This is a genomic window from Pseudoxanthomonas sp. PXM04, assembly GCF_014851695.1.
Taxonomy (GTDB): domain Bacteria; phylum Pseudomonadota; class Gammaproteobacteria; order Xanthomonadales; family Xanthomonadaceae; genus Pseudoxanthomonas_A; species Pseudoxanthomonas_A beigongshangi.
Genome location: NZ_JACVAG010000008.1, coordinates 165,405 through 177,204, shown reverse-complemented (window position 1 = coordinate 177,204; position 11,800 = coordinate 165,405). Strand labels below are relative to the sequence as shown.

General features: G+C 56.7%; 7 protein-coding genes. 3 read left to right on the top strand and 4 right to left on the bottom strand.

Annotation, left to right across the window (positions count from 1 at the left end; all coding sequences use genetic code 11):
* The first annotated feature begins 641 nt into the window (after window positions 1-641).
* Window positions 642-1,736, top strand: a complete 1,095-nt coding sequence (locus IB228_RS18900) for a HAMP domain-containing sensor histidine kinase (protein ID WP_192199534.1) — start codon at window positions 642-644, stop codon at window positions 1,734-1,736.
* 56 nt (window positions 1,737-1,792) lie between these two features.
* Here the strand turns inward: IB228_RS18900 and IB228_RS18895 are convergent, their stop codons facing one another.
* A complete protein-coding gene (locus IB228_RS18895; RefSeq protein WP_192199533.1) occupies window positions 1,793-2,164 on the bottom strand; it encodes a YciI family protein in 372 nt (123 codons plus the stop codon).
* A 766-nt stretch (window positions 2,165-2,930) separates the two neighbouring features.
* Here IB228_RS18895 and IB228_RS18890 point away from each other — a divergent pair.
* A complete protein-coding gene (locus IB228_RS18890; RefSeq protein WP_192199532.1) occupies window positions 2,931-3,104 on the top strand; it encodes a hypothetical protein in 174 nt (57 codons plus the stop codon).
* 191 nt (window positions 3,105-3,295) lie between these two features.
* On the opposite strand, the gene IB228_RS18885 is transcribed toward IB228_RS18890, so the two are convergent.
* From IB228_RS18885 to IB228_RS18875, 3 genes are all read right to left on the bottom strand, one after another.
* Window positions 3,296-3,628 carry a hypothetical protein gene (locus IB228_RS18885; protein WP_192199531.1) on the bottom strand — a complete coding sequence of 111 codons (333 nt, stop codon included), beginning with the start codon at window positions 3,626-3,628 and terminating at the stop codon, window positions 3,296-3,298.
* A gap of 885 nt (window positions 3,629-4,513) precedes the next feature.
* Complete coding sequence (locus IB228_RS18880; RefSeq protein WP_192199530.1) at window positions 4,514-4,840, bottom strand: hypothetical protein; 327 nt, start codon at window positions 4,838-4,840, stop codon at window positions 4,514-4,516.
* The gene (locus tag IB228_RS18875) at window positions 4,837-7,449 is read right to left on the bottom strand and encodes an RHS repeat-associated core domain-containing protein (protein WP_343227107.1); all 2,613 of its coding nucleotides are present in this window, start codon (window positions 7,447-7,449) and stop codon (window positions 4,837-4,839) included. The genes IB228_RS18880 and IB228_RS18875 overlap by 4 nt, the downstream gene beginning before the upstream one ends.
* 2,484 nt (window positions 7,450-9,933) lie before the next feature.
* On the opposite strand from IB228_RS18875, the gene IB228_RS18870 reads away from it, so the two are divergent.
* Window positions 9,934-11,703, top strand: coding sequence for a retron Ec67 family RNA-directed DNA polymerase/endonuclease (locus IB228_RS18870; protein ID WP_192199529.1), 1,770 nt, complete (start codon window positions 9,934-9,936; stop codon window positions 11,701-11,703).
* Window positions 11,704-11,800: the final 97 nt, after the last annotated feature.

Sequence of the window (11,800 nt, the reverse complement as noted above, 5' to 3'; positions counted from 1 at the left end):
CCTTTGCGGCCGATTTTATCAGTCCCAAATGCAAATTCACTACCGTCGGGGACTGACCATCCTTGCCGGTGCGGTCCGGGTGGCGACGGCTATCCCGCTATGACGGGTGCAAGCTATGGGTGTGGTCTTGCGATGGCGCCATACCTTTTTCGCCTTCACTCCTCGAAAAAGTACGCGGCGGATTCCTCAGACTTCGCAGCCCTCGGCCACCTGCTTGAGTTCGGCCTTGGTCCGGCGAATCTCCGTTGATCCACGAAAGGCTGGCTGGTGCTGCCTTGGATGCCGGATGGATGCAATCGGCCCCTGTGCCCCCTGCCCCTAACTGGGCTTCGATGGGCCTTTGTCCGCGCTGAAGCCATTGACCATTCCATGAACGGTTCATCCCCGCCGGTCGCGGAGGGAGGTAGGGAGGCAGGCGCCTGACTGCGTTTAGCTCCTGAGAGCAGTGGGCGGAGGCGGCAAGAACAATGGACATGGCGACGCGTGAGCGCGTGGCGCGTCAGCGTGCGGAGGGGACGGAACGTCCGTGGGCGGCACGGTGGGGGTCCGTCGGACCTTCTGGACAGACAGGCGCCCTGAATGACCGAACCTGTTCGCCGGCCGCATGGGCCGGGCGCGCCACGTGGTGGGCGGGCACCGGAATGTTCCTCTCCGTAGCGTCCGTTGGCGTTGGCGTCGCCTATGCCAGCGTCGGATTGGCGCGCCTTGGTCTCGACCCGATTCCATTGCTGCTGCTTTCCCTGGCCAGCCTGGTGATGGGGCTGCGAGCGCCGTGGGTCTTGCTGGGGGCGCTGACGCTGATGTTGCTGGCCTGCGTGGGCTTGGACGTGTTCCACCCTGCTACGGCGGCGCTGGCCGCCGAGGTCGGCAAGCCCCTCTCCATCGCCGGGTTCTGGCTGATCATCGCGTTGGTCCTGGATCGCACGGTGGCCGCCCTGCGCAACAGCCTGGAAGAGTCCGAACGACGCAACCGGGCGCTGGAACATGCCTATATGCGCCTGGAGGAAGAAATCGCCGCGCGCGACCGCACCCGCGAGCAGCTGTTCCATTCGAGAAAAATGGATATGACCGGGCAGCTGGCCAGCGGCCTCGCGCACGATTTCGGCAACGTCCTCACCATCATCCTGGGATACGCCCAGAAGCGAAACCGGCTGGCCGCCGACGGCGGTGAGCCAGCGCTCGTATCGGCGCTAGAGCGCGTGGAACTGGCCGCCGGCCGTGCCATGACCGTCAGCAGGAAGCTCATGGACTTCAGCCGCCTGGACCTCTCCTATCCGGAGACCTTCGATGCCGGCACCGCACTGGACGATCTGCAGACGATGCTCCGCCAGTTGCTCGACCCGCAGGTTCGTTTGTCGCTGGAGCGACCGGAAGTTGGTCTCCCCATCCACATGGACAAGGGCAACTTCGAATTGATGATTCTCAACCTCGCCGGCAATGCCCGGGACGCGCTCCCGGACGGGGGAAGCTTCCGCATCACCGCTTCACGGAACGACACGCCCCACCTGCTCACCCTGACCCTCAGCGACAACGGCCCGGGGATACCCGAGTCGATACAGGCCAGCGTATTCACCCCCTTCTTTACCACCAAGCCCAAAGGCGAAGGCACCGGGCTGGGCCTGTCCCTGGCGCGCGACATAGTGATGGACGCGGGCGGTGAGATCAGCATCGAATGCCCGCCCGCGGGCGGGACCTCCGTGCAAATCACGCTTCCCTTGGTGTCACTGGTCGGGTAATCGCCAAGGAGAAGCATCGGCTCCCCAGAACCTTCAACGCATTTTTGTTCCAGCCCTTATGGGGCCAGATAAAAGTCCATGGGGATGAGTTCGACAGCCCACCCTCCCTCTTCGCCCAAGATGGCGGCCGGGTGCATGGAGGCGATGCGCAATGCCTCCTCAGGGCTGTCCGCCTCAATGATGAACAGGCCACCCACCACTTCCTTCGCCTCGGCGTAAGGTCCATCGGTGACATGCGTCTTGCCGCCACGCGGACGGAGCGTCCGCCAGTTGCTGGTGTCGCCCAGTGATGCGGACACCCGCACCTTGCCGGTCGCGAGCATCTTTTCGTCCAGTGCGGGGCACTGGCTCTCCAGCGCTTCCACTTCGTCTGGACTCATTGCGGCGAACTTTTCGGGGGAGAAATAGGCCAAGCCGAGATACTTCATGGGAGTTCCTTTGAACAGGGGTGTGTTTGACGACGAAGCGGAGGGCTGGAAATCGACTGTGCTTACGCAAAACTGGGAAGAGGACTACTCCCTAAATGGCCCACCCGCCATGGAAAGATACTCTGCCCCCCTTTTTTAGCTTCACTTGGCGCATTTTTTTCGCCGTAGCCCGATTCATGGCTACCCGGTGCTCCCGGGAGCACTAGCCTTTGTGCTCACACATGATTCTTGCCCCAGCATCTAGGCGCAAGCCATGTTCCTTGCAGGCACATCGGGCACCGTGATAGCGTTCCGGAACCTCCAACATCCCGCTCGACATGAAGTATTGATGTGCAGGCAGATGGCCTGCTTCGCTACAGAATCCTGGATTCAATGAGCAAGGCTCATAAGCGAAAGGCAATGGCCGGCTCCAGGCGCCAGCCCCCATACGAGAAGTTCCAGGCTTACGCTACGGCGAACATTCTCTTGTTCTATCTCAGAGTCCGCGGCTCATCAGCGAGATAGATCTACCTGACTACACACGCTGTACCTGCCAGCACTGGCATATGAATGCTCTATCAGGCGTAGACCCTGTCATGGCCTGACGGACATTTCCGCACAACTTCAACCAAAACAGGAAAGCGCTATGAGTAATTCACTCACTGGCGGCGTGCGCGTGCGCGCCGACAACGGAAAGTTCTATGACATTGAAGCAACCGACTTTTAGCTCGCAGAAAGTGGGCGCCGTCATCTTGGCGATGGGGAGTACCAGTTCGAGCGCCTGTACGTGGCCAATCTCTGGACCGACAACGTCAACATCGAAGTCCGGTTCGAGGTCGCTAGTCGAAATGGGATGGTGCGCGCCTATGTACCGACCGTGGTCGATGCCACCTATATCGAAGACGATCTTGCGGAAGTAACCGTCGACGAGGATGAGGACGAGGACGAGGACTCCGACTAACATCTCACTCGCAGAAGGTCCGGCCATGGCCGGACCTTCTCATACCCTCCTGAAGGTCTATCGAGCAAGTTTTCAGACTGAACGCGAGTGCTTACTGCTGCTGCTTGTCGGCCGGCGAACTGTTCCTAGCCAAAGCCCTGGCCGGCGAAACAGTGCCCCTTTAACCTCGCGAACAGAAGAACTCCAACCTACTACTTGGGTGCTCCATCTTCATCATCGAAGTGAATGACACCAATCCCATCCGCTTGCAGTGGCCGAGTAGCGCCCAAGACTCCTTCTGCGCATCGTTCGTTGTATTGCTCAACCATCTGCGCAAGCATGTTGTTCAAGTAAACCATCCTATCGAGCAGTTCATCAGGAAACAGTGGATTGTCGATATTTCGAACCCATAGCTTCGCGTTGTCATTTGCGATGCGGGCCAAGGAAATCAGTGTGTCCCCATGCAAGCAAACCGCAGGCGTCGCTCTTGTGGGCAAGCGGACTATGGCGAGATTAGTTTCAGAACTCAATATTTCGGCATTCATCATCAGCGTCCCTTGGCGTCGAAAACTGACGCAGTCGGCCTCTAGCATACTACTAGTAGCGATAGGCCAAGAGTCCGAATCCCGCCTCAAAGTATTTCATAAGTATTTCGGCTTCATGGACTGATGTTACGACCAGCTCCTCCAACAATATAGTGCAAGTCCCTTGCCTAGAATCAAACCTCCTGTCTGTCACTATAAGAAATCCATCAAAGCTGGCACCAGGCAAAGTGGAGTCCCTAGAAAACAAGAATGAAACCCTGTCTCCCACGGCCGGAACAGCGCAGAGATCAAGGCTTCCCGTGACATTCCCATAGGCATCATCTGGAGAAGTGAAAACTGAGAAATCAATCGCTACTTTCATCATTAGCTCTACCGAGATACAAAGGTGAATAGAACCTTCGCCATACAGTTCTATTCACCGCACCCTTTCCTAAAGCAGAATTACCCCCTGCTTTATCCTGATTCAGAGATTCGATGTCTCCACGGCGCTGCATGCCTAGCTGTGTCAGGCATTCCTAGAAAGGTAAAGATACCTCTCTGCGTCGGGGTAGTGAATCAAACCTCCATCAGAGGACTCGACGAGCACCCCAGACTTGAGATAGCCCCACTCATCAGCGGAGTATCCCGCCGCATAACGGCCAGCATCTATCACCGCCACGACAACACCGGTGGCTTCGCCACCAACAGCAACGACGTCGCCTAAGTTAGCTGGCGTACCATCTTTGTAGTTTCCTGTTCCCAACCCCTGTTTCCTCGCGATAGTCCGAAATACCGGTCACCTTGCTTCATCCGCGCCGATCAGCATGAACATAAGAACTAATGAAATAAGTTGCTCGCACAGGCGGTCGGCGGCATCAGTATGCTGGACCAATGACTACCAAGGCTTCACCTATATTTAGACTCCTCACGAACAAAACCTAGTCGTTCCAGCAACTGCATTGATCTTTCAACATCGTCGCTATCATCAAATACATCTTCATCGCATGACACCATCCATTCAATGTCGCTCGATGCTTTGACTGCTTCACTGGGCACCCGAACTTCTGAAACCTTGAATGACATACCTTTGGAGATCTTGCCTATTTCCAAGCTGCTGCCAATTGACAAGTAGTCATTCACCTGAGGAGTTCTAGACAAATCGACCGTTCCGGCCGCAAAGCCGGCATGCCTGCCATCAACCATCTTGAAATCGATAAAGACATAGCACTTCATGGATCAGGTATCCCTGGAAGTTGGAGAGCCACGTACCGGTCGTACTCAGCTCCCATGTTGCAGCCTAATTTGTGGCCAAGATTGATCATGTTCCTAATTAGCTCTAATAGCTCGCGCGTGGTGCTTTGGTGTCCCTCCCACGTGGTATGTGTACCAGTGGCCGCAAAATTGGGCTCATGCCTCGCCAGTTCATAGAGATTATGTATGAAACGATCTCTCCGCATCCGGTCAATCTGACCTTCCGCGATATCAATAAACTTGTTTACGTTGAGCTTGAGTTCTTCACATTTATCGTCCCCCTTGCAGTACTTGGCCATTATTGACTGCTCAGCTGGGTTATACAGCCCCCTGTTGGATCCAGCCGCCGCGCCCGTACTGGCCATTCCAACGGGTTCACAGCTAATGACGTTGAAAAATACTCCGTAGGTAGTTCTACACGCTTGGAGCCCCTGAGGATCAACGAACAACAAGGGCGAACGTCCCGTGTACGCGAAGGTTGAGATGCCACCCGACAGTCCAATAGAGTCGCTTTGGATATATCGGCCTGAGCCGGGCTCATAGTCCCGGAAGTAGTTGTAGTAGAGGTTTGAAGCCACGTCATACCGCTGCCCCGGAAACCGCATGTCCAGCACGAAGGGAATGCCATCCCCATCCGGGTCCTGTTGCGGGGCGGTGCTGCCGAAGGCTTCGCCTTTCAGGTCCCAGGTCCACACCGGTACGTTGCGCGCGGCTTCAATCACCACGCGCGGGCTGCCCAGGTGGTCGGGCTGGAGGTAGTGGACCTGGTTGCCGTTGGCCAGCAGGCCCACCGGCAGGTCGTCCATCCACAGGGCCTGCTGGACGGGCGCGCCGCTGTCGTCATAGTCGCCCAGCCAGTGGCCGGCTTCGTCATAGACGGTGTAGGTGTTGGTGGCGCCCAGGTAACGCCGCACCTGTTCGCCGCGGCCGTTGTAGGCGTACTGCCGGGTGGTCACGCCGGACTGCTGCACGAGGCTCATCCGGTTGGCGTCGTTGTAGGCGAAGCCACGGTTGGCGTCGATGGCGGTGGTGTTGCCGACCGCGTCGTAGGTCCGGGGGACACCGGCCACGTCCGTCAGGCGATGGCTGGTCGTCGGGTACGTGTAGGCCGAGGAGCCCGCCGCCGTGGTGTGGGCGGTGCGGTTGCCGGTGGCGTCGTAGGCGTAGACGTCGATGGCGGCCTGGGTCGGGCCGTCCTCGGTCCGGGTCAGTCGACCCAGGGCGTCGTAGCCGAAGCGGATGGCCGGGGTCGCCATGCCTTGCGCCGTGCCCAGCGTCGTCAGGTTGCCCACCGCGTCATAACCAAAGCCCAGTGACAGGCCCCCGGTATTGGGGTCTTCGATGGTGAGCGGCCGGTAGTCCTGGTCCAGCGTCCGGCTCAGGCTGCGGCCGTTGCCGTAGGTCCAGCCGGCCACCGGGCCGAAGGGGTGGTAGCTGGCCTGGTGCAGCAGCACCTGCCGGGGCTGGCCGCTGCGGGTGACGCCGACCTCGGTCACCTGCCCCTGCGCGTTACGGCCGTAGTCCACCGTGGTGCCGTCCGGGTAGACCATCGCCTGCAGGTGGCCGGCCAGGGTGTAGGCATAGCGGACCACGAAGCTCATCCCGTTCGTGGTCTGCACCTTGCGCACCAGATGACCGAAGCGGTTGTAGCAGTAGCGGGTGCTGCCGCTGGCATCGTCCATCCCGCTCAGCCGGCCCACGCCGAAGGTCTCCCCCGCTTCGCACGCGGTCGGCACCGTGTCGTAGGTGTAGCTGACGTTGAGGGCGGTGTCCGGGTAGTTCACCGCCGTCAGCCGGTTCAGGGCGTCATGGGCGTAGGTCGTGGTAACCCCGCGCGCATCGGTCTGGCTGGCGCGGTTGCCGGCGCTGTCGTAGGTATAGGTGGTAGTGCCGGTGTCCGGGCTCTGCAACTGGGTCAAGTCCCCCAGCCCGTTGTAGGTGTAACTGGTATTGAGCCCCTTGGGGTCGGTGACCTGAGTCAGGTTGTCCATCAGGTCGTACTTGAACCAGGTTCCGGCGGCAATACCACCCACATTCTGCAACGTGCGCACCAGCCGGTTGAGCGGGTCGTGGTCGTGGTCGGTGACTCGGCCCAGTGCGTCAGTGACCGTGTTGGCGTTGCCGTTGGCGTCGTAGGTGAAGTCGGTCGGGTGGGCCTGCGCGTCGGCCTGGGTCGCCAGTTGGCCCAGTTGATTGTAGACCCGGCTCAGCGTTCGCTTGAGCACACCGCCCGCGTCCTTCGTCTCCTCGGCGATGCGGTTGCCGGCATTGTCCAGGACATAGTGAATCGTATTGCCGGCGTTGTCGCTGATGTCGGTCAGGCGATGGGCCGCGTCGTAGGTGTAAAGCGTGAACGCCCCATCGGGCTGGGTGATCTGCTTCACGAGGCCAGTGGGCCAATACGCCACGCGGGTGATGGCGTCGTCGGTCTCCACGGCATTGTCCGGACCCCGCACCTTACTGGCCGTCAGCCAGCCACGCGGGTGGTACTCGTAGTCGGTGATGATGCCATTTGCATCTTTGGCTGCAAGAAGCCGACCTTCACCATCGTAGCCCAGCAGTTCAGCGACATGGCCCTGGCTATTGGTCACACGCCACAGATCGCCCTTCCGATAAGCGCACTGTGCTGGTGACAACGCACACCCAGCACTATCACTGGCGTAGTAGGCATATGTCGTGACGTCATTGAGATCAGTCCGAGACCCGTTGACTGAAATCAACAAGCCTTCTCGCGGACATGCCCCGGCAATCACATCAGCCTGTTCACAATACGTGAGTGCTAGAACTCGACCAATACTTGTAGCAGGATCCGTTCGCGCCAATGTAAGCAACTGACCGCGACTGTTGTAAGTCCAGTTGGTTCGCGAAACAAATTGGTTGTATCCACTATACACGCGCCGCTCTACTGGCAGGCTGTGCTCGTTCGACCAATCAGTCAGGGTAAGTCGCTTTGTTTGCGGCAAGTCATTCGACTCTGACCGCAAAGTTTCGAGGCCGCGCGTATCGTAGTCATAGGACTCAGCAATGCCGTTGCGCACGACACGATCCTGGAATCCATTCATGTCGTACGAATAACTTGTTTCTTCCGTGACGCATCCCGTACAGGTTGTCATGGAAGACACTGGCAGTACCACTCCATTAACTGCCGCAAACTGGGTTGTTCGCGTTGCCCCTCCTGGAAGGGTAACTATCGCTTGTCCATTGTATGACTGGGACTGATCCAACTGGTACGCGCCAGAACTTTGTCCTACGGCGCCTGCAAGGCTCGTCCCAATCGCACGAGAGGTGTCGTAGGTCGTTGAGGAGTAGCGCACGTTGCTCTCATCCACAATTCCCGTCAGCAGCCCCTCTTCCGCACCCGCGGCTACAAGCGCCGACTCGTCGTGCAGGTATCTCTTACTGGTTCCATCGGGGTAAACCGTACGTGTCAGATAGCCGTTGGCGTCGTACTCATAGCTCAACTGCCCACCGCCGGGGGTGACAATATTGTCGACTCTACCGTTCACGTCATAGTTGTAAACAAGCTTTCGACCGGCCTGATCAATGACCTCCTGTATTCTTCCGACGGAGTCATAGATCAGAGAATTCAAGCCACCCAGTCGGTTAGACATCTCAATCAAACGGCCACTGGCCTGGAATTTGTATGTCAGACCCTCCCCATCGTCCAGTCGCCATCCACTAATATCGCCTCCCGCACCATAAGAGGCACTCAGGCGTAGCTTGCTGCCTCCGAATGCCACCCAATTCTGTCCACTCCGAAAAAACCTCGAAACCCGCCCGTCCTCGTGGATGAAGTAGGCGGTATCTTCCTCGCCAGGGAAGCTCACCTTCCGAATTGACTGAACATACCGATATGCGCGCTTCTTTCCCAGTATCAGCCGTGACGACTCAATGGGATGCGCGGGAACCGCCGAGTTGTATGTCGACCTGATAGTGAGTGGCAGCGGCCCCGTTCCCACATAGTCCGCGACAACTTCAAATCTATTGCCCGTTCCGGCATTGATGCCATCAAAGCAACCGTCTTTACAGGGTGGGACCCCTAGATTCCTGTCCTCGTTTGGCTTTCCGCACTGACGGGTTTGCGGATCCCAGGACTGTCCGTTCTCACATACCAGGTTCGCGTAGTGATTGTTGGCAACGTTTGAATCATAGAGTCCACATGGCAACTGACTGAATCTGTTGTTTGGATCACTGATGTAATGCCCATACACATGACAAACAAAGTACCAAACTATCTTGCCACGTACGATGTAGTAGCCTTGGGGACAGTTATATCCCTTCTTGACCATGGTCGCGTGGACTCCTGCCGCCGCGCCATCTGCAAGGCATCCCGCGTTTGCATCGGGGGCAGTGGGGTAGTGCTTATCCGAAGCGTTTGCGTTCTGGATCCCCACCCATAGCAACACTAGTCCCACCAAGAGCAGCATAGCCTTCCGCATGATGCTTCCTGGCCCACGAGAAGAAGGTCTCTCTCCCCCAGCACTTTCCAGACAAGTGGATTCCACCAAACAATGCCAATCCCGCTCTCTGCGCTCCATGGTCCCTCCTTGGTTATCCTTGTCATGACAGGTTTTCTGCTCGACATCTTCGCGCATATTGCAGCAAAGATACGGCTCCTATTCATTCCATTTCACAACTTAGACAGTCTACGCAGAAGGACCGGAATGACCGCCCCCCTTTTGCCCATGAATCTGTTTGCCCCCTCGGGGGGCATGCCTCAGAGCGCTATTTCCTGAGCATTACTTATAGAACTAGCCGCTCATCGTTACAACGTACTCTGACTCATTTCCAGCGGAAGCGACATGGTAGCCGGACTACCCTCATCTTGGAAAAGCGCAATCTCAGGCCATACGATTCAAAGTCTTGACAGGCCAGACGTACCCCTCCACTAGCGGCGCCGCCTGATTTGCGCTAGTTTATATATTGGGGGTTGCAGGAAGATTTGGTCGCCGCCGTTTCGCGGCATCAGAAACAATTACTGGATGGATTTGCCCCGATGGCGCGGATTGCAGCGCAGCGGTCGCATGTTAGCTAAAGAGTTCCTGCAACCCTCATTTCTCACACAGGGATGTGATATGAGCAAGCTCGCTGCCTTGAAAGCATGTTCTAGCATTGGCGATCTGGCTCTGCTTCTCGGCTTCAAAGCCCAAACGTTGGGATATATCGCACGAGGCCTGCGTGATCCCGCGAAATACACGTCATTTGATATCCCAAAACGTTCCGGTGGAAAGCGCACCATCCATGCACCGGTGCCAAAGCTAAAGCTCGTGCAGCGGAAGCTTTGCAACCTTCTTGAGGAGTGTCAAAAGGAAATAGAGAGTACTCTCGGCGTCGAGAAGCGATTGGCGCACGGCTTTAAGAAGCACCACTCGATCTTCACCAATGCTGATGTGCATCGCCGCCAGAAGTATGTTCTTAATTTTGATCTTGAAGATTTTTTTGGAACGATTAATTTCGGCCGAGTTCGCGGCTTTTTCATAGCAAACCGGCACTTCAAGCTCAATAGCGATGTGGCGATGCTTATCGCTCAGCTAGTTTGCTGTAACGCAAAGCTTCCACAGGGAAGCCCTTCATCGCCCATAATCTCCAATCTAATTGGGAATATTCTAGATATAAGGTTGGCCAAGTTAGCTCGCGCAAATGGATGCTCGTACTCACGCTACGCGGATGACATCACCATTTCAACGTCTTTGCCGGATTTCCCGTCCGCCATCGCCAGCCTTGTCACCGGAAGTCATGTCTGGACACTTTCAAGTGACGTGATGAACACGATATCGGCTTGTGGTTTCAAATTAAACCCAAAAAAAACGCGACTGCAATACCACCATTCGCGCCAGGACGTGACCGGGATCGTAGTCAATCGTCATGTCAATGTAAGTTCTGACTATCGCCGCAAACTGCGCGCTATGGTGGATCGCCTACGGTCTACTGGAAGTTTTACCTATTCAGCGACCGAGCTAGATACCGCAGCATCGACGAAAGTTTCCGTAAAAACTGGGACTCGGAATCAACTGCAAGGAATGCTCAGCTTTGCATTGCAAGCAGAGCGATATCGACAAGCCTCGACTTCGACGCCGGCTCCTGAATGCCTGACAGGCAATGAGAAGCTCCTCCGTCGGTTTCTTTTCTATACGACATTTGCAAGCCACGAACGCCCACTCGTAATCTCGGAAGGAAAAACCGACGGCATTTATCTCGCCTCTGCGATAAGAAGTCTCGCCGCTACTTTCCCAGAGTTAGTCGCTCCCAAGACTGGGGTCCCTGCGGTTCGATTTTTGCGCCTAACCCGCTCGATGGAACGCCTGTTTGGGCTCTCAGGGGGAGACGGACCACTGAAGGAATTCGTTCATCAATACGCAGAAGAATATCGCCATATCAAGGGGCCAAAAGGTTCAATGCCAGTGATTGCCATCTTCGACAATGACACTGGGGCAAAAGGAGTTCTCGGGTTGCTCAAGGGATTTTACAAAATGCCCATGCCTGCTGGCGCGCAGTCCGTTCACGTTCACGGAAACTTGTACGTCGTGCTGACCTCACCTCATATCACAGGAGCACCGAGTCATTGCATCGAAGATTGTTTCGATGCCGCAACGCTTGCCATAACACTCTCTGGCAAGACGTTGAGCCTGGCCAACAAGACGCTTGGCCCCAATGAATATGGAAAGGCATGGTTTGCGGAGAAGGTCATTAAGCCTAACGCCAAGACGATTGATTTCGCGGGCTTCAATGGCCTACTTGGGGTGATCTCTCAGATCGTCAAAGGTCATACGCCACCGCCGGTGGCGCCACCCGCACCTTCATCTGTGGCACTTCCTCTTGTCACCCCGAAACCATCCATTCCATAGAGCTTTTAACATTGACGGCTTAAAACAAGACTGATTGCCTAAGCTATTCCCGCCCTTACTCCCCACAATCACTATCTGATGTCGTCTGCGATGCCAC

Excerpts from the sequence above, each read along its gene's own strand:
- IB228_RS18900 (WP_192199534.1), top strand. The coding sequence starts at position 642 with ATGTTCCTCTCCGTAGCGTCCGTTGGCGTTGGCGTCGCCTATGCCAGC.
- IB228_RS18870 (WP_192199529.1), top strand. The coding sequence starts at position 9,934 with ATGAGCAAGCTCGCTGCCTTGAAAGCATGTTCTAGCATTGGCGATCTG.
- IB228_RS18885 (WP_192199531.1), bottom strand. The coding sequence starts at position 3,628 with ATGAATGCCGAAATATTGAGTTCTGAAACTAATCTCGCCATAGTCCGC.
- IB228_RS18880 (WP_192199530.1), bottom strand. The coding sequence starts at position 4,840 with ATGAAGTGCTATGTCTTTATCGATTTCAAGATGGTTGATGGCAGGCAT.
- IB228_RS18895 (WP_192199533.1), bottom strand. The coding sequence starts at position 2,164 with ATGAAGTATCTCGGCTTGGCCTATTTCTCCCCCGAAAAGTTCGCCGCA.